Annotated in this window: 21 protein-coding genes and 4 pseudogenes; 14 read left to right on the forward strand and 11 right to left on the reverse strand. The window is 64.6% G+C overall.

What is annotated here, in order from left to right; genetic code table 11:
• The 6 genes and pseudogenes from VJV41_RS28040 to VJV41_RS28065 form a co-directional block, all read right to left on the reverse strand.
• Positions 1-142: pseudogene (locus VJV41_RS28040) on the reverse strand (amidohydrolase); the annotation flags it as partial.
• Positions 143-305: 163 nt separating this feature from the next.
• Positions 306-497, reverse strand: a complete 192-nt coding sequence (locus VJV41_RS28045; RefSeq protein WP_325339371.1) for a YbdD/YjiX family protein — start codon at positions 495-497, stop codon at positions 306-308.
• On the reverse strand, positions 443-2,734 hold the full coding sequence (locus VJV41_RS28050; RefSeq protein WP_325339373.1) for a carbon starvation CstA family protein: 2,292 nt from the start codon (positions 2,732-2,734) through the stop codon (positions 443-445). Before VJV41_RS28050 ends, VJV41_RS28045 begins: the two co-directional genes overlap by 55 nt.
• Positions 2,735-2,827: 93 nt before the next feature.
• A complete protein-coding gene (locus VJV41_RS28055; RefSeq protein ID WP_325339375.1) occupies positions 2,828-4,405 on the reverse strand; it encodes an ATP-dependent DNA ligase in 1,578 nt (525 codons plus the stop codon).
• 21 nt (positions 4,406-4,426) lie between these two features.
• On the reverse strand, positions 4,427-4,723 hold the full coding sequence (locus VJV41_RS28060) for a glutamyl-tRNA amidotransferase (RefSeq protein ID WP_325339377.1): 297 nt from the start codon (positions 4,721-4,723) through the stop codon (positions 4,427-4,429).
• Between the two features lie 178 nt (positions 4,724-4,901).
• Positions 4,902-6,440, reverse strand: a complete 1,539-nt coding sequence (locus tag VJV41_RS28065; RefSeq protein WP_325339379.1) for a molybdopterin-dependent oxidoreductase — start codon at positions 6,438-6,440, stop codon at positions 4,902-4,904.
• Between the two features lie 127 nt (positions 6,441-6,567).
• On the opposite strand from VJV41_RS28065, the gene VJV41_RS28070 reads away from it, so the two are divergent.
• The 3 genes from VJV41_RS28070 (at position 6,568) to VJV41_RS28080 (ending at position 10,547) form a co-directional block, all read left to right on the forward strand.
• Positions 6,568-7,335, forward strand: coding sequence for an SDR family NAD(P)-dependent oxidoreductase (locus VJV41_RS28070; protein WP_325339381.1), 768 nt, complete (start codon positions 6,568-6,570; stop codon positions 7,333-7,335).
• A gap of 68 nt (positions 7,336-7,403) precedes the next feature.
• Positions 7,404-9,140, forward strand: a complete 1,737-nt coding sequence (gene poxB, locus VJV41_RS28075; RefSeq protein ID WP_325339383.1) for a ubiquinone-dependent pyruvate dehydrogenase — start codon at positions 7,404-7,406, stop codon at positions 9,138-9,140.
• Between the two features lie 81 nt (positions 9,141-9,221).
• Positions 9,222-10,547: a neutral zinc metallopeptidase gene (locus tag VJV41_RS28080; protein WP_325339385.1), complete on the forward strand. Its 1,326-nt coding sequence runs from the start codon at positions 9,222-9,224 to the stop codon at positions 10,545-10,547.
• Between the two features lie 7 nt (positions 10,548-10,554).
• Here the strand turns inward: VJV41_RS28080 and VJV41_RS28085 are convergent, their stop codons facing one another.
• A complete protein-coding gene (locus tag VJV41_RS28085) occupies positions 10,555-11,229 on the reverse strand; it encodes a helix-turn-helix domain-containing protein (RefSeq protein ID WP_325339386.1) in 675 nt (224 codons plus the stop codon).
• A 122-nt stretch (positions 11,230-11,351) separates the two neighbouring features.
• Here VJV41_RS28085 and VJV41_RS28090 point away from each other — a divergent pair, with 122 nt between their 5' ends.
• The gene (locus VJV41_RS28090; protein WP_325339387.1) at positions 11,352-12,170 is read left to right on the forward strand and encodes a class I SAM-dependent methyltransferase; all 819 of its coding nucleotides are present in this window, start codon (positions 11,352-11,354) and stop codon (positions 12,168-12,170) included.
• 12 nt (positions 12,171-12,182) lie between these two features.
• Complete coding sequence (locus tag VJV41_RS28095; RefSeq protein ID WP_325339389.1) at positions 12,183-13,244, forward strand: phosphotransferase family protein; 1,062 nt, start codon at positions 12,183-12,185, stop codon at positions 13,242-13,244.
• 9 nt (positions 13,245-13,253) lie between these two features.
• Here VJV41_RS28095 and VJV41_RS28100 read toward each other — a convergent pair whose 3' ends face one another.
• Positions 13,254-14,018, reverse strand: a complete 765-nt coding sequence (locus VJV41_RS28100; protein ID WP_325339404.1) for a sulfite exporter TauE/SafE family protein — start codon at positions 14,016-14,018, stop codon at positions 13,254-13,256.
• Positions 14,019-14,209: 191 nt separating this feature from the next.
• On the opposite strand from VJV41_RS28100, the gene VJV41_RS28105 reads away from it, so the two are divergent.
• Positions 14,210-14,698, forward strand: coding sequence for a homocitrate synthase (locus tag VJV41_RS28105; protein ID WP_325339390.1), 489 nt, complete (start codon positions 14,210-14,212; stop codon positions 14,696-14,698).
• Positions 14,699-14,856: 158 nt separating this feature from the next.
• Here VJV41_RS28105 and VJV41_RS28110 read toward each other — a convergent pair whose 3' ends face one another.
• Entirely contained in the window at positions 14,857-16,338 is a 1,482-nt protein-coding gene (locus VJV41_RS28110; protein ID WP_325339391.1) for a cytochrome P450, read from the reverse strand.
• Between the two features lie 118 nt (positions 16,339-16,456).
• Between VJV41_RS28110 and VJV41_RS28115 the strand changes: the two genes are divergently transcribed.
• Together VJV41_RS28115 and VJV41_RS28120 are read left to right on the forward strand one after the other, a co-directional pair.
• Complete coding sequence (locus VJV41_RS28115; RefSeq protein WP_325339393.1) at positions 16,457-17,083, forward strand: TetR/AcrR family transcriptional regulator; 627 nt, start codon at positions 16,457-16,459, stop codon at positions 17,081-17,083.
• A complete protein-coding gene (locus VJV41_RS28120) occupies positions 17,062-17,931 on the forward strand; it encodes an SDR family oxidoreductase (protein ID WP_325339406.1) in 870 nt (289 codons plus the stop codon). The genes VJV41_RS28115 and VJV41_RS28120 overlap by 22 nt, the downstream gene beginning before the upstream one ends.
• Here the strand turns inward: VJV41_RS28120 and VJV41_RS28125 are convergent.
• Both VJV41_RS28125 and VJV41_RS28130 read right to left on the reverse strand, forming a co-directional pair.
• Positions 17,928-18,968 (reverse strand): DNA polymerase IV, encoded by a 1,041-nt coding sequence (locus VJV41_RS28125; RefSeq protein ID WP_325339395.1) that lies wholly within the window; start codon positions 18,966-18,968, stop codon positions 17,928-17,930. The two genes, VJV41_RS28120 and VJV41_RS28125, sit on opposite strands and share 4 nt — an antisense overlap.
• Positions 18,965-19,570 (reverse strand): helix-turn-helix domain-containing protein, encoded by a 606-nt coding sequence (locus VJV41_RS28130; protein WP_325339397.1) that lies wholly within the window; start codon positions 19,568-19,570, stop codon positions 18,965-18,967. The genes VJV41_RS28125 and VJV41_RS28130 overlap by 4 nt, the downstream gene beginning before the upstream one ends.
• A 90-nt stretch (positions 19,571-19,660) precedes the next feature.
• Between VJV41_RS28130 and VJV41_RS28135 the strand changes: the two genes are divergently transcribed.
• The 6 genes and pseudogenes from VJV41_RS28135 to nrdE all read left to right on the forward strand — a co-directional run.
• On the forward strand, positions 19,661-20,203 hold the full coding sequence (locus VJV41_RS28135; protein WP_325339399.1) for an NADPH-dependent FMN reductase: 543 nt from the start codon (positions 19,661-19,663) through the stop codon (positions 20,201-20,203).
• A gap of 460 nt (positions 20,204-20,663) precedes the next feature.
• A complete protein-coding gene (locus tag VJV41_RS28140) occupies positions 20,664-20,906 on the forward strand; it encodes a redoxin NrdH (protein ID WP_325339400.1) in 243 nt (80 codons plus the stop codon).
• 32 nt (positions 20,907-20,938) lie between these two features.
• The gene (nrdI, locus tag VJV41_RS28145) at positions 20,939-21,382 is read left to right on the forward strand and encodes a class Ib ribonucleoside-diphosphate reductase assembly flavoprotein NrdI (protein ID WP_325339402.1); all 444 of its coding nucleotides are present in this window, start codon (positions 20,939-20,941) and stop codon (positions 21,380-21,382) included.
• Positions 21,349-21,924: pseudogene (locus VJV41_RS28150) on the forward strand (ribonucleotide reductase N-terminal alpha domain-containing protein); the annotation flags it as partial. The gene nrdI and the pseudogene VJV41_RS28150, both read left to right, overlap by 34 nt.
• Before the next feature lie 15 nt (positions 21,925-21,939).
• Positions 21,940-23,121 (forward strand): annotated as a pseudogene (locus VJV41_RS28155) (LAGLIDADG family homing endonuclease); the annotation flags it as partial.
• Positions 23,122-23,145: 24 nt separating this feature from the next.
• Positions 23,146-24,632, forward strand: a pseudogene (gene nrdE / locus VJV41_RS28160) (class 1b ribonucleoside-diphosphate reductase subunit alpha); the annotation flags it as partial.

Raw genomic sequence — 24,632 nt, forward strand, 5'->3', positions numbered from 1 at the left:
GCCAGGTATCCGACCCGTCCGGGTTGTGCACCAACCGCGGCGCCTCATCCAGATACTTCTTGGACAGATGATTCTTGAACATGTCCGGCGGCTCGACAATGTGATCGTCCACGCTGATCAAGATCATGTCGTCCTTGTTCACGGGGCCGCCCTTCCTGGTTCCCTTACCGTATGGCCGACAGTTTAGCGCGCGGCTGCTTGGCGGCGCGCTGGCATGCCTCGACCGTATGCCGATTTCTGCGTCGTGGTCGTCGATCCGGGCGAATCGCAGCCTGACGCAAAATCGCGGGCGGGCCCCGCCGCAACTAGCAGCAGCGGGGATTCGGGTTGTTCTCGGTCGCGTCGTGCCGCATGCGCCAATACTCGCGCTCGGACAGTACAACCTCGCCGGGGTGCGTGCGCCGGCGATGGGCGACATAGCGGCGATAGTGGTTATCGCCCATCAATGTGCTCCAGTACCAACCGATTTGGCTTGCGATTTCGGCAGCGCGTCCCATTGCTCTTGCACCTCCCGTTCTGTCTTGGTGGGGATAAGGCCCGATGGCGCGAAGATGCGCGACGGCACCGGCTCGTCTTCGGTCAGCGGTTTGCCCGTGCCACGAAGTGACTTGAGCACGACGACGACCCCAGCGACAAACACGATGACGACGACGGACGCGAACACGATTGACAACGTGCCCTGGATGAATGTGTTGCGGACGATCTTGTCGACATCAGCGGGAGTCTTCGCCGTGAGGCAGAGCTTTCCCGCTGCCTGCGCGGCCTCGCAGATGCTGTGCTGCTTCCAATAGCCCAGTTTCGGATCCGCCGAGAAGATCTTCTGCCACGACGCGGTGAGGGTGACGATGAGATCCCAGAGCAGCGGGATCGCCGGTATCCACGCCCATTTCACGAGACCCCTCTTGACCACCACGACGGTGACCACCGTCAGCGCTATAGCGGCCAGCAACTGGTTGGCGATACCGAACAACGGGAACAGCGTGTTGATCCCGCCGAGTGGATCGGTGACACCCATCAGCAGGATGCCGCCCCATGCGGCGACGACGATCACGCTGCAGATCCACGCGCCCACGCGCCAACTTGGATTCTGCAGCTTCTTGAGCGGTCCACCGAGATTGCCCAGTCCGTCGGACAGCATGAACCGCGCGACGCGCGTACCCGCATCGACCGTGGTGAGGATGAACAGCGCCTCGAACATGATCGCGAAGTGGTACCAGAACGCCTTGAGACTCGTGCCTCCGAATACCTGGTGCAGCACTTCTGACATGCCGAAAGCCAACGTCGGGGCGCCGCCGGTACGCGACACGATTGACTTCTCGCCGACGTCTTGGGCTGCCTGTGTGATCTCAGCGGGAGTGATCGGTGCACCCGACAGGCCCAGTCCGTTGACGTATTGCGCGGCCGTCTGCGCCGTGGAACCCGTCTGCGCGGCGGGCGCGTTCATCGCGAAGTACAGATGCTGGTTGAGAATGGCCGCGGTGATCAGAGCCATGATTGCGACGAACGACTCGGTGAGCATTCCGCCGTAGCCGATCAGCCTCATCTGGCTTTCCTTTTCCAGAAGCTTCGGTGTGGTGCCCGACGAGATGAGCGAATGGAAGCCCGACAGCGCGCCGCAGGCGATTGTGATGAAGAGGAATGGGAACAGTGAGCCGGCGAACACCGGGCCGGTGCCCTTCGTGGCGAACTGCGAGACGGCAGGCGCTTCCATGATTGGGCGGGCCAACAGGATGCCGATCGCCAGCAGCGCAATGGTGCCGACCTTCATGAACGTCGACAGGTAGTCGCGGGGGGCCAGCAGTAACCACACTGGCAGCACCGACGCGCAGAATCCGTAGATGATGATGCACCACGACAGGGTCACCTTCGAAAGCGTGAACCAGTCAGCGCCCCAGGAGGTTTCGGCAACCCAGCCGCCGGAAATGACCGCCAGCAGCAGCAGTGCGACGCCGATCAGCGACACCTCCGACACCCGGCCCGGTCGCAGGAACCGCAAGTAGATGCCCATGAAGATCGCGATGGGAATCGTCATCGCGATGGAGAAGACGCCCCATGGGCTCTCGGCGAGTGCGCCCACGACCACCAGTGCGAGCACCGCGAGCAGGATCACCATGATGACGAGCACGCCGATGATGGCGGCAGCACCGCCGATCGCTCCGAGTTCGTCGCGAGCCATCTGCCCCAACGAACGGCCGCGCCGTCGAACGGATATCGAAAGCACCAGGTAGTCCTGCACGCAGCCGGCGAATACCGCGCCGATGATGATCCAGATGGTTCCCGGGAGATAGCCCATCTGCATGGCGAGCACCGGGCCTACCAGCGGCCCCGCACCCGCGATTGCGGCGAAATGATGGCCGTACAGCACGCGCCGGTCGGTTGGCATGTAGTCGGTGGCATTCTCGAAAAGCTCAGCGGGAGTGGCGTTGTCGTCGCGCGGCTGCACGATTTTCATCTCGATCAACCGCGCATAGAACCGGAAACCGATCACGTAGGTGCAGATGGCAGCGATCACGAACCACACCGCGTTGACGGTCTCCCCGCGGAAGAACGCGATGATCGCCCACGCGATCGCGCCGAGCAGCGCGATGATGCCGAAGACGATCTTGTGTCTGGTGGTGATGGGGGACCGATCGATGATCGCTACCGGCGGCAGGTCCTTATCGGTGCGGATGTAGGTGACATCGCCGTCCTGCTCCTCGATGCGGTCCGATGGTGCGGCGGTGGGTGTAGCCACGGTCTCTCCCTCGTCGGCTCGACTGTGTCAGATACCTCAGGTGATCCTTTCACCGCTAGAAGGGCATTGGGGCGATTCGGGGTATCGATTCGGTTATGACCCACGCTCGTAGAAGGCACGCACGGTGTCGATGGTGTCGGCCTCAGCTGGGCTTTTGTCATCGCGGTAGCGCAGCACCCGGGCGAATCGCAGGGCCATTCCGCCGGGATAACGTGACGAGCCCTGAACTCCGTCGAACGCAATCTCGACCACCTGCTCGGGCCGAAGTTTGATGATTCTGCGGTCAGTCGGACTCGTGCCTGATGGCGCCGCCTGCGCGGCTCCGTCGGCCAATTCCATGAAGCGAGTGGTCTGCCACTCCAGCATCGCGTCCGTCATCCCCTTGAAAGTCTTTCCCAGCATGACGAATCCGCCCGTCGCCGGATCCCGCGCGCCGAGGTGGATGTTGGAGAGCTTGCCGGTGCGGCGACCCGAGCCCCACTCGACGGCGAGCACCACAAGATCCAGCGTGTGCACCGGCTTGACCTTCAGCCAGCCCGCGCCGCGACGGCCCGCCTCGTACGGCGCGGTAAGCGACTTCGCCATCACCCCTTCGTGTCCGGCGTCGAGGGTGACCTCGAGGAACCGTTGCGCGGCGTCGGCGTCGTCGGTGATCAGTCGATCCACGCGATGGATTTTCGGGACGATGGCGTCCAGGGCGGCAACTCGCTCGCTGGTCGGTTGGTCCAGCAGGTCTTCGCCGTCGAGATGCAGCAGGTCGAACACGAACACCGACAGCGGCTGCGATTCGCGGGCGGCCGCAAGATTGACGCTGCGCCCGAATCGCGACGCCGTCACCTGGAAGCGGTGCGGGCGACCATCGGGCCGCAGCGCAATCGCCTCCGCATCGGCGATCAGATCGGTGACGGGCAGCGCCAGCGCGGCCTCAACCACCTCCGGTAAGCGTGCGGTGACGTCGTCGAGGCTGCGGGTGTAGATGGACACCGCATCACCCGCGCGGTGGATCTGCACCCGCGCGCCGTCCAGCTTGGCTTCGAAAACTGCTGTGCCACCAAGATGTTCGAGCGCCTCAGCGGTGCCCGTCGCGGTTTGTGCGAGCATCGGACCCACCGGCTGGCCGACCTTGAGCGTGAACTGTTCGAGCGCCGCCTCGCCTCCCGTCAACGCCGCGGCTGCGACGGCAGGCAGGTCGCCGGCGAGCATCGCGGCACGGCGCACCGCCGCCGCCGGGATGTCCGCTGCCTTGGCCACCGCGTCGGCCATCACTCCGACCAGCGCGCCCTGCCTCAGCTCGCCGCCGAGCAGCCGGCGCAGGAAGGTCTGCTCGTTCTCGGTGGCTGCTGCGAAAAGCCCGCCAACCAGCTCGGCGCGTCGTGCCTGCGACCCCTTTCCGGCAACCTGTCCGATGTCGCTGAGCGCCGCGTCGACGCCGAGCACGGTCAGCGACGGCTCACCCGCAGGGGGTGGCAATGAACGCAGCGCCGCCCAGCCCACGCCGATCTGCCGTTGTGGCAGTTCACCGGACAGCCACGAAACGACGACGGCCACCAACCGCGGGTCGGCCTTCGTGCCGGTACGACGCAACAGGTCGGCGATGCGGGCGATCTTGGCGAGCCGCGCCGAAGTGGCGCCGACCTCCGCCGACGCAGACGCGACCTCTACGAGCTGCACGAGCTCAGCCTTACACGGGACTCAGACATCTCCGAGTAAGCCGGTGAGCACCGCCGCCTCTGCCCGCAGCGCGCTGGCGCGCTGAGCATGGCCGTGCGCAGTGAAATCATCGGCCGCGGTTAACCATTCGTCGATCTCGGCGTGCAGCAGCATGCGAATCTGTGCATCGGAGAGTTCCCGTCGCGCAACCTCGGCCGCGCCCAGGCCGACGACGGCACCCGCGACCGTGTCGCTTGCCGACGCGTCGACGCCGGCACCGTCGGGCGTTTCGGCGTTGTCGATCGCGCTCAGCGCCGAGCGCAGAGCCGAAACGCTCACGGTGTCGCGGTCCTTACGGGCGGTCAATAGCGCGTCGCGCAACCTGTTCCGCCATATCTGTGCTGCTTCCACAGCACGCCAAACTAGGCGCGAGCGTGCGCGTTTGCACCTGATTTTTCGGCGTGTCGGTGTGCAGACACGCACGCTCGCGGTGGGGGCCCCGCTTCGCGAGGGGGAGTTATTTCACGGCGAACGAGACGGTGTGCCAGCCCGTCGCGCCGTCGGGGACCGGGTCCGCCTGATCAGACGTCTGGACCGCCCCGGTGTTGTCGGTGGCCCGCACGGTGATGGTGTGCGGGCCCGGTTGTGTGGCCTGCCAGTCGAAGCTCCACAACCGCCAGGTGTCGTTGGAGTAGCTCGTGCCGAGCGCGGCGGGCTGCCAGTCGCCGTCATCGATACGGACCTCGACGGCGCGCACACCCCGGTTCTGCGCCCAGGCGACGCCGCCGAACGTGACCGGCCCACGGGCGATGTCCTGGCCGCTGCGCGGGACGTCGATGCGGGACTCCGTCTTGATCGGCCCACGTGGCGACCATCCCAGCCGCGTCCAGTACGCCTCGGCCCGGTCGAACCGTGTGAGCTCCAAGTCGACGACCCACTTGGTGGCCGACACGTACCCGTACAGCCCCGGCACCACCAGTCGCGCGGGATAGCCGTGCGCGGTCGGCAGCGGCTCACCGTTCATCCCGATCGCCAACAGCGCATCGCGGCCATCGGTGAGCGCGTCGACGGGTGTGCCGGCCGTGAACCCGTCGATCGACATGGACAGCACCATGTCCGCGTCGGGATGCACCCCGGCCTCGGCCAACAGGTCACGCATCCGGTAGCCCGTCCATACCGCATTCGAAATAAGGTCGCCGCCAACGGGATTCGATACGCACGTCAGTGTCACCACCTTCTCGACGGCGTCGAATCGCTGCAAATCCTCGAAGCGATAGGTGATCTCGTGGTCCACCATGCCGTGGATCTTGAGCTGCCAGTCCGATCGGCTCAGCTGCGGCACCGTCAGCGCCGTGTCGATCCGGTAGAAATCGGCATTGCTCGTCACAAAGGACGGCAGCGCAACACCTTTCGGCTGCACTGTCGGCGGCACGGGGGGAGCGGCGACGCCGACGCGCGGCAATGCGAAGGCGTCTCGGTCGCCGGACACCGACGACAGCAGCCGGGACAGTACGACACCGCCTACGCCGCTGGCCACGCCGGCGCCGAGAAACCCCAAGGTCACCAACGAGAGCCGTCGACCGCGGTCGGGAGAGTCCGACGCCTCCGTGTCGACGGATTCGTCCACCCACCGCCCGGATGTGAGCAGCCGCAGCACCGCGACACCACAGACGGTGCCCACCACCGTCGGCACAATGTCGGCCCACGTCGCGCCCGCCCGCGACAGCACCGCCGCACCCCCCAAGATCCCCGCGACGACGATGGCGGCGCTGCCGACTGGGACACGACGCGTCTCCCATCGGGCGGTCACCGCCGCGATCAGCGCGATCACGCCGAGTACGAGGATCGACAACGCGAGTTTGTCGGCCGTGCCGAAGGTCTGAATCGCCCATTCCTTGACCGGCCCGGGTGTCAGGTCGATGACCGCCGAGCCGACCGCCGTGCGGGCGTCGGCCTGCGGACCGAACGCGACGGCGACCAGCTGGGTGACGCCGAGTGCGACGGCCGCCGCCGCTATCCCTGCCAGCATCTGCGATTCGGGAGCTGGTCTGGTCATAACGAAAACCTACCTGCGTCCTGAATCGCCAGGTCTTACGAAGTCGTGACCGTACCCGAAAGGCTTACCGGATGGGCGATGAGATATGTTGCATGACGGTCCCACCACAGTCTTGAAAGGGAGCTAGATGGAGATCGAGGGCAAGAAGGCCGTCATCGTCGGTGGCGCGTCGGGATTCGGCCGCGCGACCGCAGAGGCGCTGGCCAAGCGTGGCGCCAGCGTGGCGGTGCTGGACCGACCGCAGTCGAACGGCAAAGAGGTGGCCGACTCGATCAGCGGCACGTTCCACGAGGTGGACGTCACCGATTTCGCCGGCACCGAGCAGGTGTTGCAGCAGGCGATCGAGGCCCTCGGTGGACTGCACATCGCGGTCACTACCGCCGGCGGCGGCATCGGCGAACGCACCATCAGTAAGAACGGTCCGCACAGCCTGGACTCCTTCCGGCAGTCGGTCGATCTCAATCTCATCGGCACCTTCAACATCAGTCGGCTCGCCGCGTGGCAGATGAGCAAGAACGAACCCGTTGATGACGAGGCCGAGGAGCGCGGCGTCATCATCAACACGGCATCGATTGCGGCGTTTGAAGGGCAGATCGGACAGGTCGCGTACACCGCCTCGAAGGCGGCCATCGCCGGCATGTGCCTGACGATGGCGCGCGACCTGGGCAGCATGGGCATCCGGGTGCTGGCCATCGCGCCGAGCCTGTTCGCCACCGGTTTGACCCAGGGCATTCCCGACGAGTTCGCCAACCAACTCACCAAGGACGCCGCGTTTCCCAAGCGTCTGGGCAAGCCTGAGGAGTACGCGAAACTCGCCTTGGCTATCGTCGAGAACCCGATGCTCAACGGTCAGTGCATCCGGCTGGACGCCGGTCAGCGCTTCGCGCCCAAGTAACTGCGATTTCAGCGCGCTGACCGGCCCTCTGCGCATGTTGGCGCGCCGAAATCACATAGGCTGCCGGAGTGGCAACGGTCGCTGATCACGTCATCTCAGCCCTGACGGTCAGCGGTGTGCGCCGCGTCTACGGCCTGCCTGGCGACAGCCTCAACGGGTTCACCGATGCGATACGGCGTTCGGGCGAAATCTCTTGGGAGCACGTCCGTCACGAGGAAACCGCGGCATTCGCGGCGGCCGCTGACGCGGCGCTGACCGGACAGTTGGCGGTGTGCGCGGGCAGTTGCGGCCCGGGCAATCTGCATCTGATCAACGGTCTGTTCGACGCGCATCGCAGCCGGGTGCCGGTGTTGGCGATCGCCGCGCACATCCCACGCACGGAGATCGGCTCCGAGTACTTCCAGGAGACCCATCCGCAGGACTTGTTCCGCGAGTGCAGCGTCTACAGGGAACTGGTCAGCACGCCGGAGATGGCGCCGCGGATCCTCGAGATGGCGATGCGGGCCGCCGTTGAAGAAAACGGCGTGGCGGTGGTCGTCGTGCCCGGCGAGATCTTCCTGCAGAAAGCCGACGCGTCGGCGTGGCAGGCGCGTCCGGTCGTCGCGACGCGCTCGGTCGTCCGGCCCGACGACGAGTCGCTGCGCAAGGCGGCTGAAATCCTCAATGCCGCAGAAGCTGTCACGATCCTCGGCGGTGCGGGCGTGGCCGGTGCACACGACGAATTGATCCAACTGGCCGGCACGCTCAACGCCCCGGTCGTTCATGCGTTGCGCGGCAAGGAGTTCATCGAATACGACAATGCGTTCGACGTCGGGATGACCGGTCTGCTCGGTTTTGCCTCCGGCTACAAGGCGATCAAAGAGGCCGACGCGCTGCTGATGCTGGGCACCGACTTTCCGTATCGGCAGTTCTATCCCGACAACGCCAAGGTGATTCAGGTCGACATCCGCGGACGCAACCTCGGCCGTCGCACCCCGATCGACCTCGGATTGGTCGGCACCGTCAGAGATACCTTGGCCACGCTGGCACCCATGCTGCGGCAGAAGACCGGCCGCGAACACCTCGACCGCTCCCTGCGCCACTATCGCAAGACCCGCAAGTCACTCGACGAGCTTTCCGTCAACGATCGTGACCGGACCCCCATCCGGCCGGAATATGTTGCAGGACTTGCCAACCAGCTCGCCGCCGACGATGCCGTGTTCACCGTCGACGTCGGTTCGCCGGTGGTGTGGGCGGCGCGGTACCTGACGATGAACGGCCGGCGTCGCCTCATCGGCTCGTTCAACCACGGCACCATGGCGTGTGCGCTGCCGCTCGCTATCGGCGCACAGACCGTCTTCCGCGACCGACAAGTTGTCGCCCTGGCAGGCGACGGCGGCTTGACGATGGTGTTCGGTGAGCTGATTACGCTCATCCAGAACCGGTTGCCGGTCAAGGTGATCGTGTTCAACAACTCGTCGCTGAACTTCGTCGAGCTGGAGATGAAGGCCGCGGGCATCGTCAACTTCGGCACCGAGCTCGTCAATCCAGACTTCGCGGCCGTCGCGCAAGCAATGGGCATCTTCGGCCGACGCGTCGAGCAGCCGGCCGACCTGCAGCAGGCGCTCGCCGACGCAATCGCGTTCGACGGGCCTGCCCTCATCGACGTCGTGACGGCCCGTCAGGAGCTCTCGATACCCCCGGCGATCACTGTCGAACAGGCCAAAGGGTTCTCCCTCTACGCGATCCGGACGATCCTGGCGGGCCGCGGCGACGAGCTTCTCGACCTGATAACGACGAACGTGGCGCGGCGAATCCTCGACTGATCTTGATTCTTCAGCACTTTCCAAGCCAATTCCAATCCACGCCGCTAATGTTTGCCCATGCGCATCAAGGTGTGGTCAGTCGTGGCTGTCGTTTTGCTCCTTGCGGCTTGCGGGGGACCCAAGCCGCAAGCGGCTCACAAGCAGACTGCTCCCGACACCAGCAATATCGAGATCCATGGCGATTCCTCACAGCCGGTGAACAAGTTGGCGATGCAGGCCATCGCCGACCTGCAGGACTACTGGGGTAAAGAGTTCCCGCAGCTCTACGGCAAGGACTACGAACCGGTCAAGGGCGGTTTCTTTGCCGTCATCCCGTCGTCGGGTGACCTGCCGCCGTGTGCATCTGCTGCAGACGAAATCTCAGGCAACGCGTTCTACTGCGCGACCAAAGACGTTGTCGCGTGGGACGCCGAGGGCCTGCTGCCCGAACTGAAGGACAAGTACGGCGATTTCGTCATTCCAGTCGTGCTGGCGCACGAGTGGGGGCATGCCGTGCAGGGAAGGTCCAACTTCACGGCGCGAACGGTGACAAAGGAGTTGCAGGCGGACTGCTTCGCGGGCGCCTGGTCCAAGCACGCGAAGGATGACGGCGTGTTCAAGGTGACCGCGGCCGACCTGGACACGGCCCTTGCCGGCATCCTCGATCTGCGTGACACTCCGGGCACGTCGAATATCGACCCGAATGCGCACGGCAGCGGCTTCGACCGCGTTAGTGCCTTCCAGGACGGTTTCGAGAGCGGACCAGAGAAGTGCAAGGACTATCGCGACGACGAGCCGATGGTGCTGGAGTTGCCGTTCAACGACGCCGAGGACGAGGCCCGCGGCGGCGACGCGCCCTATGACTCGATCGTCAACGGCGTGCCGTACGACCTGGAGGATTACTGGACGCACGTGTATCCGGAGGTGGCCGATGGTAAGCCGTGGCCGCCGGTGCGCGGGCTCGAGCCGTTCGACCCGAACCATCCGCCGAAGTGTGGCGACCAGTCAGCCGAGGGCTACGTTCTGTTCTATTGCGTGCCAGACGATTACGTGGGCTGGGACAACGTAAACGGCATGCCGCAGGTCTACAAACAGGGTGGCGACTACGCCGTCGCGACGCTGCTGGCCACGCAGTATGGGTTGGCCGCGCTGACCCGGCTTGGCGACGAGTCGGACGAGAAGACGTCGACGCTGCGCGGCGACTGCCTGGCCGGGGCGTACACGGCCAGTGTCATTCTCTACAACCGTCCCGACACCAGCACGTACCACATTTCACCGGGTGACCTCGACGAGGGCATCAAGGCGCTGCTGGTGTTCCGCGGCGAGGGCGACGTCGAGCGCCAGGGCGCCGGATGGGCCCGCGTGAAAGCTTTCCGCGAGGGCGTCATCAACGGCGCTGGGCCGTGCCTCCAATACAAGGACAGCTAAACGGCTTTCACGCCGGCCGCGGCACGGCCGCCGACGACCCCTGGCCGATCCACGTCGGGACAGCCCTGCGTACGTCAGCCGGCCCAGACACTGCGACGCTGCCGTCGAGTAACGCATGCGACCAGCCGACGTCGCCGCGCCAGATCCTGGTGAGGGCGCGCAGGCTGGTTTCGACGGTGCCCGCGACCTCATAGCCAGGGTCGAAGTCGCAGACGTCGGCCTGGCCGTCGGCCACCACCAGCCACCACCGCGACGCCCTGGGGGCCACGCCGTCGAGGTGGAAGGCCAGCGTCGTGCGTGAGCGCGGCCATGCCTCGATCGGAATGGTGCGTCGCATGTCCCACAGCAGCAGGTGCGGATCGAGGTCCTGCTCGCCGAGTTCGCCGATCCAGCGCACCCCCCACGCGCCGAGCGCATCGACGACCGTGGCGAGTTCCTTCCCGCAGTCGGTGAGCGAATATGTTGTGCGCCCGTCGATCTCGTCGCGTTCCACCACGCCGGCGCGAGCCAGCGACTTGAGCCGCTTGGAGAGCAGCGCCGGTGACATCTTCGGCACACCGCGGCGAAGCTCGTTGAAATGCCTGCTGCCAAGTAGCAGCTCCCGCACGACGAGCAGGGTCCATCGCTCGTCGAGCAGTTCCATCGCCTTGGCGACCGGACAAAACTGGCCGTATCCGGACATTTGGCTACCTCCGTGCTGTGTATGACCAGTACAGATATAGAACCAGTGCCGGTACAGATCTGTTACTGGATCTGCACGATCGGGGGCGAGACGATAGCTCTACCTGGACAGAAGGAGGCTCGATGAACGCTGTCACCGCCGACCGCGAGCTGGAGGCCAAACACCGGGCGCTGTGGGCGCTCGGGGATTACAGCACCATCGCCGACGAGGTGGTCGCACCGCTCGGACCTGTGCTGGTGTCCGCGGCGGGCATCGATGCTGGCGACAAGGTGCTCGACATCGCGGCGGGTACCGGCAATGCGGTGTTTCCCGCCGCCGCGACCGGCGCCACCGTCATCGCCAGCGATCTGTGCCCAGAGCTGTTGGAGCACGGCCGCCGGCTGGCCGCCACACGTGGGGTCGATATCGACTGGCGCGAGGCCAACGCCGAGGCGCTGCCTTTCGCCGACAACGAGTTTGACGTGGTGCTGTCCTGTATCGGGGTGATGTTCGCGCCGCATCATCAACAGTCGGCCGACGAGCTGATCCGGGTCTGCAAGCCCGGCGGTCGGATCGGGTTGATCAGCTGGACGCCGGAGGGATTCATCGGGCAGTTGTTCGCGACGATGAAGCCGTATGTGCCAGCGCCGCCGCCGGGGGTGTCCCCGCCGCCGCTGTGGGGCAGCGAGGACCACGTGCGTGCGCTGCTGGGTGAGCGCGTCACCGACGTGGTCACCGAGCGCCGGACGCTGACCGTCGACCGCTTCACCGACGGAGCCGCGTTCCGCGACTACTTCAAGGCCAACTACGGGCCGACGATCTCGGCGTACCGCGCGATCGGCGACGATCCGGATCGCGTCGCGTCGCTCGACGCCGACATCGCGCGACTGGGCGACAGCGTCCTGCGCGGCTCGTCGACGATGGATTGGGAGTACTTATTGTTGACGGCGCGCAAGGGCTGACACCATGTCGGCATGCCCGACGAAGTGCCGACGCTGAGCTCTGACGATCAGGCCGCGCTGCTTCGCTGGGTGCGCATAGAAGGTCTCGGGTCGACGGTCAGCGATGTAGAGCCGCTGACCGGTGGCTCACAGAACATCGTGGTGCGGCTACGCGTCGACGGGCGTGCGATGGTGCTGCGACGCCCGCCGTTGCACCCGCGGTCGACGAGTGACAAGACGATGCTTCGCGAGATCGCGGTGCTGCGCACGCTCGCGGGTACGCCTGTGCCACATCCGGGTTTCATCGCCGGCTGCGAGGACCTCGACGTGCTCGGTGTGGTGTTCTACCTGATGGAAGAGGTCGACGGCTTCAACCCCGGCAACGAGATGGATGAGGCGTACGTGCGCGACGCCGGCATGCGGCACGCCGTCGGATTGTCGTACGCCGCCAGTCTCGCCCAGCTTGGAAATGTCGCTTGGCAGGGCAGCCCATTGGCGGCCATCAAGCGGCCGGGATCTTTTCTGCAGCGCCAGGTTCCGCAATTTCTGCGACTGCTCGAAAGCTACCGGCACGAGAACTATGCACCGGAATCATTTCCTGCGGTCACCGAATTGGCGCAGTGGCTTGAAGCAAACCGGCCGCCCGACGGCGAGGCGGGAATCATGCACGGCGACGCGCATCTGAACAACGTGCTGCTGCGGCGCGACCGGCCGAAGCTGGCCGCTTTCATCGACTGGGAGATGTGCACGGTCGGAGATCCGCTACTCGACCTCGGATGGATGCTGATCTGCTGGCCGCTTGACCCGAACCCGATCAACGCCGGTTCACAACTCGCGGCGCTGGGCGGACTTGCGAGCCGGCGCGAGCTGCTCGACGCGTATCTGGCGGGCGGTGGCCACGAAACGTCAAGGCTGGATTGGTATGTCGCGATGGCGTGCTTCAAGTTGGGCATCGTGATCGAAGGCACGTGGTCCCGCTACTTGGCCGGGCAGGCGAGCTGGGAGGCGGGGGAGCGGCTGCATTCTTCGGCGCAGAATCTCATCGAGCTGGGTACCCGAGTCGCCAAGGGCGACAATCCATTCGACTTGGACTAGCCGGCCCGCCTAGGTGTAGGCGTCGACTCCGAGATTGATTGCCAGCGCGACGCCGGCAACCCCGATCAACACTCGCAGTGGACCCGCGGGCGCATGACGAACCACGATCGGACCCAGACGCGATCCGAGCAGACATCCGAGACCGAGTACGAGTACGGCGGGCCACTGGACCGGCGCGAAGAACGTGAATATCAGCGCCGCAACACTATTCGCGACGCCAAGGATCACGTTCTTGCCGGCGTTGGCATGAGCCAGCGTCGCACCGCCAGCGCGCAACAGCAGAGCGAGCAGCATCACACCTGCCGCTGCGCCGAAATATCCGCCGTAGATACAGATCACGAAGATCGCCGCGGCTTCGAGCAGCACCGTGACGGTGTGGCGGTGATGGCTGGCGACCCGTGCGTACTGATTGCCGCCGCGTGGCAGCAGGATCGCCACTGATGCCAGCCCGAGCAGGATGGGGACGATTCTCTCGAACCCTTCTGCGGGCGTCGCCAGCAGCAATGCCGCGCCCACCGCGCCTCCGAGCGCGGCGCCCGGGATGATGCGCTTGATCCATGCGCCCTGGCCCGTGAGTTCGGGTCGTGAACCCCAGACCGATCCGATGCCGTTGAACACCAGAGCCACCGTGTTGGTGACGTTGGCGGTCACCGGTGGAAGCCCGACGACCAACAGCGCCGGATAGGTGGCGACCGATGCCAGGCCCGCGATGCTGCCGGTGAGTCCGCCTGCGATTCCCGCTGCGAAGAGTAAGGCCGCGTCCACCCAGGTCATCGGCCACACTCAGGCAACGGTACGCGGTTGGAGAATTCGCTTGCACGACGCGCGGACCGTCGTCTAGAGTCGCGATCGTGCCGAGGCGACTCGTAGTAGCAACCCGCAGCGGGGTCTGATCCTGACCGACCCCTCGCTGTGGGTCGTCGCTACGTCGTCGGTCATTCCTTCCAGTTTGAGAAGACCGGCACATGACAAGCACATTCGCTACCAGCGCAGCGCCGCTGCCTTTTGCGGCTCACATCGATGCACCGATACCACGCGGTCTGCGCGAGGAGGCCGACGCGATGTCATTCGAAGATTTTCTGGACGAATATGCGTCCACCTCGGGACCGCTGCGCCTGGGTCACTGGCAGTGCACCGATGACCGGCGGCCCGCTACCCGGCTTGGTCCGCAGGCCCGCAACTACCAGGCCACGCTGGCCGTCGGCGGCAGCATCAGCACCTCGACCGCTGCCGCTTCCGGACCCGTCGCGGCACTGACCGCGATGCTCTACGACCGCGGCATAGGGGTGGAAATGACGGCGTTTCACCAGCTTCCCGCCGGTTCGCACACCGCGACGTTCATTCGCGCTTCCGACGGCTTGCGCTCCGAATGGGCGATGGGTCTCTCGGACGACCCGACGCAGTCGGCACTGCGTGCGGTCATCGCCTGCGCGAACCGGTTGCTGACCGCTTAGCGTCGTGGGTCGTTAATTCTGCGCCGCTTCTTCGCATTTGCGGTGAGACCGCAGTTGTCGTGACTTTGAGCGAGTAGCGGCCACGATAACTACAGTCTCGACAGTTCTGCATGCCCCGCGTTCGTCGGAATCTGCCACAGAACTTGTGACTCACGAAGCTAGCGCAGCGGCCGCAGCACGATGGGCATGCCGTCAATCGGGACGGGCATGCCGCCGTAGTCGTAGCGCGGCTTGTAGTCGGGCCGCACCAACTCGAGTCGGTACTTACGCAACAGCCGATGCATGACGGTCTTGATCTCGAGCTGGCCGAAGACCATGCCGATGCATTTGTGTGCGCCGCCGCCGAAGGGTGCGAACGCGTAGCGGTGCCTCTTGTGCTCGCTGCGGGGTTCGGCGAAGCGGTCCGGGTCGAACTTGTCGGGGTCGGTCCACAACTCCGGCAGCCGATGATTGAGCGACGGCCACGTCACGACGTCGGTGCCGGCGGGGATGTAGTAGCCGAGCAGGTCGATGTCGCGCACGGCCCGCCGGAAATTCATCGGCAACGGGGTGACCATCCGCAGCGATTCGTTGATCACCAGGTCGTAGGTTTCCAGCTTTTCGAGCGCCTCGATGTCCAGCGGCCCGTCGCCGATGCGGGCGGACTCGTCGCGGCAGCGGTCCTGCCATTCCGGGTTGGCCGCCAGGTGGTACGCCATGGTGGTCATCGTCGATGTCGACGTGTCGTGGGCGGCCATCATCAGGAAGATCATGTGCGCGACGATATCGGCGTCGGTAAACCGTTGGCCCTCTTCATCTTCGGCTTGGCACAGCACGCTGAGCATGTCGGCGCTCTGCGAACCGCGCGTCTCGGCGACCCGCGCGGCGAAATAGTCCTCCAGCGTCTTGCGGGCCTCGATGCCGCGCCACCACGTCAGCGGGCGCACGGGCTTGCGCACGATCGCGTTGCCGGCGCGGGTGGTCGTGGTGAAGGCCTGATTGATTTTGGTGACGAGATCGTGGTCGGTGCCAGGCTCGTGACCCATGAACACCATCGAGGCGATATCGAGGGTGAGCTCCTTGGCGGCCGGATGGAACAGGAACCTCGAGTCGTTGGCCACCCAGTCGTTGGCCACCACCTTGCTCGCCACGGAGTCGATATGCCCCACGTAACCCGACAGCCGCGAGCGGGTGAAGGCCTCCTGCATGATCCGGCGGTGGAACATGTGCTCGTCAAAGTCGAGCAACATCAGACCGCGCTCGAAGAACGGGCCAATGACCGGATCCCAGGCCCGCTGGGAGAACTCCTTGTTGCGGTTCGAGAAGACGGCCTGCGTCGCGTCGGGTCCCAGTGCCAGCACCGAAGCCAGCGCGGGCGTGTACTGATAGTGGATCGGACCATATTTGCGGTACACCTCCACGGCGAAGTCCGGTCCGCGGCGGAAGAACTCGACCATGTGGCCGATGATCGGCAACCCCGAGTCACCCATTACCGGCTTGAGGCCACTGCCGGCGGGCGGTTGCGCCAGCACGAACTGATCCCATTGGTGGTTGAGCAGCCGCTTTTCGACGAACCCCATGCCTGGGATGGTGTTCGGCGTCGGGGTGAACCGCCGCCTCGCCTGATCGAGCAGGTATTCCGGGGTGCTGATCGTCGCCATTCACATGCTCCTGAGGAATAAGACTGTGGCCGTTGTCACTCCTAGCCTCATCCTGAATGGCAGACTTGACGCATGTCAAGTTTTGTTCCCGCGCGCCGCGATGCCAAGGTCTAGTCCCATGACCGCCGAATCCGCGCCCACCGAGATCCGCCGAAGCCGCGGCGACCGGCAACGCGACGCCATCGTCACTGCGGTCCGTGAGCTGCTGCACGAGCGCTCGTTCGCTGACCTGTCCGTCAGCACCATCAGTGAGCGCGCCGGTGTCGCGCGGTCCGGCTTCTACTTCTACTTCGACTCCAAATACGCCGTGCTCGCCGTGATCCTGGCCGACGCGAACGAGCTTCTCGACGAGCTGACTCATCACTTCGCTCCCCGGGAGCCCGGCGAGACGCCGGCGGCGTTCGCGAAGCGGATGGTCGGCAGCGCCGCCGCGGTGTACGCCAACGACGATCCGGTGTTGTCGGCATGCGCGGTTGCCCGCAATACCGATGCGCAGATCCGCGAGATGATGGACGACTTCTACGACAGCGTGATCGACAAGCTCATCGCGCTGCTGGAACAGGACCACGATGCGCGCCCGGTTTCCGGCGATCTGCCGGCCTTGGTGCGGACGTTGGCGGCTACGACGACGATGACGTTGATGCACGACAGCACCTTCGTCGGGCGGGGCGAAGATGCGGCGCGTGCCGTCGACATCGTGGAGCGGTTGTGGCTGAGCGCGTTCTGGGGTGGGCAGGAGCAGTGAGCGACTTCACCGGCAAGCGTTGTTTTCTCACCGGCGCCGCCAGCGGGATCGGCCGCGCGACGGCGCTGAAGCTGGCCGCCGAGGGAGCCGAGCTGTACCTGACCGATCGCGACGACGAGGGGCTCGAGAAAACCGTCGTCGACGCCCGTGCGCTGGGCGCCGAAGTGGCCGAACACCGCGTGCTGGATATCTCCGATTACGAAGCGGTGGCCGCCTTCGCTGAGCACATCCATGCCAACCATCAGCCGATGGATGTGGTGATGAACATCGCCGGGGTATCCGCGTGGGGCACCGTCGACCATCTCACCCACCAACATTGGAAGTCGATGGTCGACATCAACTTGATGGGACCCATCCACGTCATCGAGACGTTTGTCCCGCCCATGCTCGCCTCCCGCAGGGGCGGGCACCTTGTCAACGTTTCATCGGCCGCCGGCCTGGTGGCGTTGCCGTGGCACGCCGCCTACAGCGCAAGTAAGTACGGTCTTCGCGGACTGTCTGAGGTGCTGCGCTTCGACCTGGCCCGCTACGGCATCGGAGTATCGGTGGTGGTGCCCGGCGCGGTGAAAACGCCTCTGGTGCAGACCGTTCAGATTGCGGGCGTGGACCGCGACGATCCGAACGTGAAGCGGTGGACGGACCGGTTCAGCGGACACGCTGTCGCGCCCGAGCACGTCGCAGACAAGATCCTGGCCGGCATGCGGAAGAACCGTTTCCTGATCTACACCTCGCCCGACATCCGCGCGCTGTATGCGTTCAAGCGGGTTGCGTGGTGGCCCTACAGCGTTGCGATGCGACAGGCCAACGTGCTGTTCACGCGTGCGCTGCGGCCGGCAGTCAAGCGCTAGTAACCGCCTTCCGGCGGGCTGAGCTCCAGCCGCACGCCGAGCAGACGGATGGGCCGGTCGAGTTCGAACAGGTGCAGCAGCTCCAGCGCTGTCTGCGTGATGGGGTCGGCGTCGACGCTCGGCAATGGCAGCTTGCGGATCTTCGTCCGGGTATAGAACGTGTTGGTGCGCACGGTCACCGCTACCCGGGTGACGATGCGACCCTGGGCCAGGATCTCTTTGAGGGTTTGGTGTGCGAGTTCGACGACGGCGGAGTCGATTTCGTCGCGGTCGGTCAGGTCGTGGGCGAACGTGATGACGTGGCTGCGCGAGCGTGGCACCCACGGCTCGGCGCTGACGTTGGTGTCGCCGCCGCCCTTGGCGAGCAGCAGAATCCACAGTCCGGTCGTCGGGCCGAACGTCGACGTCAGCGGCGTGGCGTCGGTGGCGGCGAGATCGGCAACGGTGGTAATGCCCATGCCGGCTAGCTTTTTCGCAGTCTTGGGGCCGACACCCCACAACGCGTCAACGTCGCGATCGCCCATCACCGCCATCCAGTTCTCGTCGGTGAGCTGATAGATTCCGGCCGGCTTGCCGAACCCGGTGGCGACCTTGGCGCGTTGTTTGTTGTCGCTGATTCCGACCGAACACGACAATTCCGTCTGACCTATGACTTCGCGGATCTGCTCGGCGAGTTGTACGGGATCGTCGACGTCGGCGCCGACGTAGGCCTCGTCCCAGCCCCATACTTCGACGGGAAGGCCGAGGTCGCGCAGCAGGTTCATCACCTCCTCGGACGCGGCGTCGTAGGCGTCGGTATCCAGCGCCAGGAACGTCGCATCGGGACACTTGCGGGCCGCGGTGCGCAGCGGCATGCCGGCGTGCACGCCGAACTTGCGTGCCGGGTAGGAGGCGCATGTGACCACCTTGCGTGGTTCATTCGGATCGCCGTTCCCGCCGACAATGATTGGCAGCCCGGCAAGTTCGGGCCGTCTGCGCACTTCGACTGCGGCCTGAAACTGGTCGAGGTCGACGTGCAGGACCCACCGTGGCGTCATGTCCCGCAGAGCTTGCGCGCCACGCTTTCCCACGCGTCGCCGAGTTGCTCGAGCGTCTGGCCGCGCTCCAGCCGGAGATGGACGTAGTCGGCGTCGAGCAGCGTGTGCAGCGCGAACGCCTGCGCGTCGAGGTCGCCGGTGGTGCCCGCGTCTTCCAGCAAGACGCGAATATGGCGGTGGTGCAACATCATTGGCTCGTTGAACCGCATCTGCGGGTCGCGGTTGGATTCAGACAGCAGCGAGTGGTGGGCTTCTACGAACTGCAGCCGGCTGCGACCGTAGGCCAATAGGCGGTCCAGCGGAGGTGCGCCCGGTCCCAATGGCGGCGGGCCGAACATGAAGGCCTGTTGTTGGACCTTCTCGTCCTCGTCGAGGAGCACGATCATCAGGCCGGCCCGGCTGCCGAAGCGGCGGAACAGAGTGCCCTTGCCGACGCCTGCGGCCGTGGCGATGTCGTCGGTCGTGACCGCGTCGGCGCCGCGCTCGGCTATCAGGCGACGCGCAGCGTCGAGCAGTAGCGTGCGGTTACGGGCAGCGTCGCCCCGCTCCTGAGGCGGTTGATCCGTGACCGGCAACTCGCGCAAGGGGGGAGATGCGGTCATGTCTGCAGTTTAGTTCAGACGGAATAAATCGGACCGCAGTCCGGTTGAGGCGTGCGAGTATGTTCCAGACGACCGAAGGGAAACGTGAAGATGTCCGATACCAAGGTGTTGGTGCTGTTGGGAAGCCTGCGCGCGGCGTCGGTCAACCGGCAGCTGGTTGAGCTGGCGATCGAGACCGCTCCTGACGGAGTGAGCCTGGAACTGTTCGACCGGCTGGGCGAGCTGCCCTTCTACAACGAAGACATCGACAACGACGACGTGGCCGAGCCGGTTGTGGCGTTGCGTGAGGCGGCCGCCCAGGCGGATGCGACCCTCGTCATCACCCCGGAGTACAACGGGAGCATTCCTGGCGTGTTGAAGAACGCGATCGACTGGCTGTCCCGACCGTTCGGCAACGGGGCACTGAAAGACAAGCCACTCGCGGTCGTCGGCGCCGCGCTGGGCCGCTACGGCGGTGTGTGGGCGCACGACGAGACCCGCAAGTCGTTCGGCGTCGCCGGGCCGCGGGTGGTCGAGGACCTCAAGCTGTCGGTGCAAGCGACGGCGTTCGACGGCAAGCATCCGCGGGAGAACACCGAGGTCGTCGAGACCCTGCGCGGCATTGTGGGCAAGCTCGCCGCCGAAGTCTCCTAAATACGTCAGCTGTTAGCGGCCGCCGGCCGGGTCTGTCGTGACCCGCCGGCGGCTTTGCTGTTCCGTCACCGTGACAGTTCGCGGCACGGTAGATGTCGGTGCCCGGGTGTAGATATAGGCGTACACCGCGACACGCGCAGAATGTGACGTGCGACACGCCGCACGTGTTCTGGGCGGCGGGCTTACGACCAGGGAATTTCAGAAATGTTATTCAGAACATGTGGTATCCCTTCGCAATGTCGGACACTAGGTGTAGTGTTTCGAACACCGACAGACCCCCACGGTTCGGAGGTCGGCCGGAGCCCAGAAGTCCGGCGGTGTCGGTTTCCAGCCCCCGGGATCATGGCCCCGGACGCTAGGAATTTTGAGGGCTTGAGGGCCGCTGATTCGCAGCGGAACGCAGTTTCAGATCAGTTGCCAGTCTCAGTGCAGTGCCAGTTGTAGAGGAGCCGTACCGCAGATGACCGTCACCGTGTACACCAAGCCCGCATGCGTGCAGTGCAACGCCACTTACAAGGCGCTGGACAAGCAGGGCATCGCCTACGAGAAGGTCGACATCAGCCTCGACAGCGAAGCCCGTGACTACGTCATGGCGCTCGGATACCTGCAGGCGCCGGTCGTGGTCGCCGGCAACGACCACTGGTCGGGATTCCGGCCCGATCGCATCAAGGCGCTTGCCGGAGCGGTCGCGGTCACGGCATAGGGGTATCCGAACGGGCAGGAAGGAGGAAAACGATGAGCAATCTCGTGTATTTCTCCAGCGTGTCGGAAAACACCCACCGCTTCGTCGAGAAGCTGGGTCTGCCCGCCATTCGGATCCCGCTGCACGGGCGCATCGAGGTCGATGAGCCGTTCGTGCTGGTGTTGCCCACCTACGGCGGCGGGCGGGCGACGCCGAACATCAATGACGGTGGCTATGTCCCTAAACAGGTCATCGCGTTCCTCAACAACGAACACAACCGATCGTTGATCCGCGGCGTCATCGCGGCGGGCAACAACAACTTCGGTGCCGAGTTCGCCTATGCGGGTGAAGTGGTGTCCCGCAAGTGCGACGTTCCGTACCTCTATCGCTTCGAACTAATGGGAACCCCGGACGACGTCGAGGCCGTCCGCGCGGGTTTGGAAGACTTTTGGAAGGACCAGACGTGCCACCAACCGTCACAGCTGCAGAGCCTGTAACCACCGGCGCGCACGCCCGGACTCAAGGGGGCGCCGGGGAGGCCACTGACTTCCACGCGCTCAATGCGATGCTGAATCTGTACGACGCCGACGGCAAGATTCAGTTCGACAAGGACCGCGAAGCGGCACACCAGTACTTCCGCGAGCACGTCAACCAGAACACCGTTTTCTTCCACGACGTCGACGAGAAGCTCGACTACCTGATCCAGGAAAACTATTACGAGCGCGAGGTTCTCGATCAGTATTCGCGCAACTTCGTCAAGACGCTGCTCGACCGGGCATACGCCAAGAAGTTCCGCTTCCCGACGTTCCTGGGCGCGTTCAAGTACTACACCTCGTACACGCTGAAGACCTTTGACGGTAAGCGGTATCTGGAGCGCTTCGAGGACCGCGTCGTCATGGTGTCGCTGACGCTGGCCGCCGGTGACACGGTGCTGGCCGAGAAGCTCGTCGACGAGATCATCGACGGTCGCTTCCAGCCAGCGACGCCGACGTTCTTGAACTCGGGCAAGAAACAGCGCGGCGAGCCGGTGAGCTGCTTCCCAGCCGGGACTCCAGTGGACACGCCCGAGGGGCCGAAGGCGATCGAGACCTTGCAGCCAGGTGACCGGGTGCTGTCGCACGACGGGTCTTTCTCCCTGGTGGAGTCGGTCGTCGAGAACCCCAACCACCAAGCCCTGGTATCAATCTCGCACTTTGGGCACAAGGAGCCGATCCGGTGCACTCCCGAGCACCCGATCCTCGTGTGGACAACGCGGGATGTGGAGACACTCATCGATGGCGACGGTGCGGACCCATTCAACGGATTCGTATGGCTCGCTGCGAAGGATGTTCACCCTTCGGACTTCGTCGTGACGGCAGCACCGCTGGAGGGACGCGAGCGACGTGTCCACGACTTGATGGACCACGTCGGCTCGGGCGAGTACGAAGAGGTCGACGGACTTCTCCGCAAGGTGAACTGCGACAAGAAGCATCGCAACAAGCAGCGCCACAGCATGGTCTTCGTCTCGGTGAATCGCTACGTCGAAGAGTCGTATGACCTCGGCCTGATCCTCGGTTGGTACGTATCAGAAGGCCACGTCTCCAAGCGGTCGGGACCGGATGGCGCGACGACGCCCAATGGCATTCACTTCACGCTCGGTACTCACGAACTCGAGTACCAGCAAGAGTTGGCCGCGGCGTTCAAGAGAGTGTTCGCGACCGATCTCTCGGTCAACCAGAGCGTCTCGGACCAATCGGTGCGCATGATCTGTAACAGCAAGGTCGTGGCGTCTCTGTTCCTGTCCATGGTCGGCACGGGATACCGCACGAAGCGGTTGTCCCACGACGTCTTGACGGCCGACGAAGAGTTCCAGCGCGGGCTGTTGGACGGTTTGTTCCGCGGGGACGGGTGCAGCACTACCGGCGGGATGATGCTCGACCTGGTGAACCCGGAACTGATCGACCAGGTCCAACTCATTCTGCGCCGGCAGGGAATAGTTTCCCGAGTCCGCCAGTACGTCAATCGGTCAGGCAATGTGACAGGGCAGGTCTTCGTCCCCGGGCTACCCGGCACCAACGAAGATTTCATTTTCGACGTCGGCAAGAACCTGCACAACTACGTCGGCGCGAAAGGGTCGTCGCGCACCACATACCAAGTCGTGCATGGACGGCACGTATACGGAATCCGCGAACTGAAGCGCACGCAAGATGTTCCGGAGAAGGTGTACAACCTGCACGTCGAGGGGACGCATACGTACACGATTCGTGGCGCGGTCGTGCACAATTGCTTCCTGCTGCGCATCGAGGACAACATGGAGTCCATCGGGCGATCCATCAACTCGGCGCTGCAGCTGTCCAAGCGCGGCGGCGGGGTTGCGTTGCTGCTGAGCAACATTCGTGAGCACGGCGCACCGATCAAGAACATCGAGAATCAGAGCTCGGGCGTCATCCCCATCATGAAGCTGCTGGAGGACTCGTTCTCCTATGCGAACCAGCTCGGCGCGCGGCAGGGTGCGGGCGCGGTGTACCTGCACGCCCATCACCCCGACATCTACCGCTTCCTGGACACCAAGCGCGAGAACGCCGACGAGAAGATCCGCATCAAGACGCTGAGTCTGGGCGTGGTGATCCCGGACATCACGTTCGAGCTGGCCAAGAAGAACGAGGACATGTACCTGTTCTCGCCGTACGACGTCGAGCGCGTCTACGGCCAGCCGTTCGCCGACATCTCGGTGACCGAGAAGTACTACGAGATGGTCGACGACGCGCGTATCCGCAAGACGAAGATCAAGGCGCGCGAGTTCTTCCAGACGCTGGCCGAGCTGCAGTTCGAGTCGGGTTACCCGTACATCATGTACGAGGACACGGTGAATCGGGCCAACCCGATCGAGGGCAAGATCACGCACAGCAACCTGTGCTCGGAGATTCTGCAGGTGTCGACGCCGTCGGTGTTCAACGACGACCTGAGTTATGCCCAAGTGGGCAAGGACATCTCGTGCAACCTGGGGTCGCTGAACATCGCCAAGGCGATGGATTCGCCGGACTTCGCGCAGACGATCGAGGTGGCGATCCGGGCGCTGACGGCCGTGTCGGATCAGACGCACATCTACTCGGTCCCGTCGATCGAGCAGGGCAACAACGACTCCCACGCAATCGGGCTGGGGCAGATGAACCTGCACGGCTACCTGGCGAGGGAGCGGATCTTCTACGGTTCCGAAGAGGGCGTCGACTTCACGAACATCTACTTCTATTGCGTGCTGTACCACGCGCTGCGGGCGTCGAATCGCATTGCCGTCGAACGGGGTACGGCGTTCAAGGGCTTCGAGAAGTCCAAGTATGCGAGCGGGGAGTTCTTCAACAAGTACACCGAGCAGGTGTGGGAGCCGAAGACCGACCGGGTGAAGGAGCTCTTCGAGAAGGCCGGCATCCGGATCCCCACGCAAGAGGACTGGACGCGGCTCAAGGAGTCGGTGCAGAAGGACGGCATCTACAACCAGAACCTGCAGGCCGTGCCGCCGACGGGGTCGATCAGCTACATCAACAACTCGACGAGCTCCATCCATCCGGTGGCGAGCAGGATCGAGATCCGCAAGGAAGGCAAGATCGGCCGCGTCTACTACCCGGCGCCCTATCTGACGAACGACAACCTCGAGTACTACGAGGATGCCTACGAGATCGGCTACGAGAAGGTCATCGACACATACGCGGCGGCGACGCAGCACGTCGACCAGGGTCTGTCGTTGACGCTGTTCTTCAAGGACACCGCGAC

Origin of the sequence: Mycobacterium sp. (assembly GCF_035274705.1) — a bacterium.
Classification (GTDB): domain Bacteria; phylum Actinomycetota; class Actinomycetes; order Mycobacteriales; family Mycobacteriaceae; genus Mycobacterium.

Coding starts and splice junctions, on each gene's coding strand:
- VJV41_RS28065 (WP_325339379.1), bottom strand. CDS start 6,440: ATGACCAGACCAGCTCCCGAATCGCAGATGCTGGCAGGGATAGCGGCG.
- VJV41_RS28140 (WP_325339400.1), top strand. CDS start 20,664: ATGACCGTCACCGTGTACACCAAGCCCGCATGCGTGCAGTGCAACGCC.
- VJV41_RS28135 (WP_325339399.1), top strand. CDS start 19,661: ATGTCCGATACCAAGGTGTTGGTGCTGTTGGGAAGCCTGCGCGCGGCG.
- VJV41_RS28115 (WP_325339393.1), top strand. CDS start 16,457: ATGACCGCCGAATCCGCGCCCACCGAGATCCGCCGAAGCCGCGGCGAC.
- VJV41_RS28105 (WP_325339390.1), top strand. CDS start 14,210: ATGACAAGCACATTCGCTACCAGCGCAGCGCCGCTGCCTTTTGCGGCT.
- nrdI (WP_325339402.1), top strand. CDS start 20,939: ATGAGCAATCTCGTGTATTTCTCCAGCGTGTCGGAAAACACCCACCGC.
- VJV41_RS28125 (WP_325339395.1), bottom strand. CDS start 18,968: ATGACGCCACGGTGGGTCCTGCACGTCGACCTCGACCAGTTTCAGGCC.
- VJV41_RS28100 (WP_325339404.1), bottom strand. CDS start 14,018: ATGACCTGGGTGGACGCGGCCTTACTCTTCGCAGCGGGAATCGCAGGC.
- VJV41_RS28130 (WP_325339397.1), bottom strand. CDS start 19,570: ATGACCGCATCTCCCCCCTTGCGCGAGTTGCCGGTCACGGATCAACCG.
- VJV41_RS28070 (WP_325339381.1), top strand. CDS start 6,568: ATGGAGATCGAGGGCAAGAAGGCCGTCATCGTCGGTGGCGCGTCGGGA.
- VJV41_RS28045 (WP_325339371.1), bottom strand. CDS start 497: ATGGGACGCGCTGCCGAAATCGCAAGCCAAATCGGTTGGTACTGGAGC.
- VJV41_RS28085 (WP_325339386.1), bottom strand. CDS start 11,229: ATGTCCGGATACGGCCAGTTTTGTCCGGTCGCCAAGGCGATGGAACTG.
- VJV41_RS28110 (WP_325339391.1), bottom strand. CDS start 16,338: ATGGCGACGATCAGCACCCCGGAATACCTGCTCGATCAGGCGAGGCGG.
- VJV41_RS28095 (WP_325339389.1), top strand. CDS start 12,183: ATGCCCGACGAAGTGCCGACGCTGAGCTCTGACGATCAGGCCGCGCTG.
- VJV41_RS28090 (WP_325339387.1), top strand. CDS start 11,352: ATGAACGCTGTCACCGCCGACCGCGAGCTGGAGGCCAAACACCGGGCG.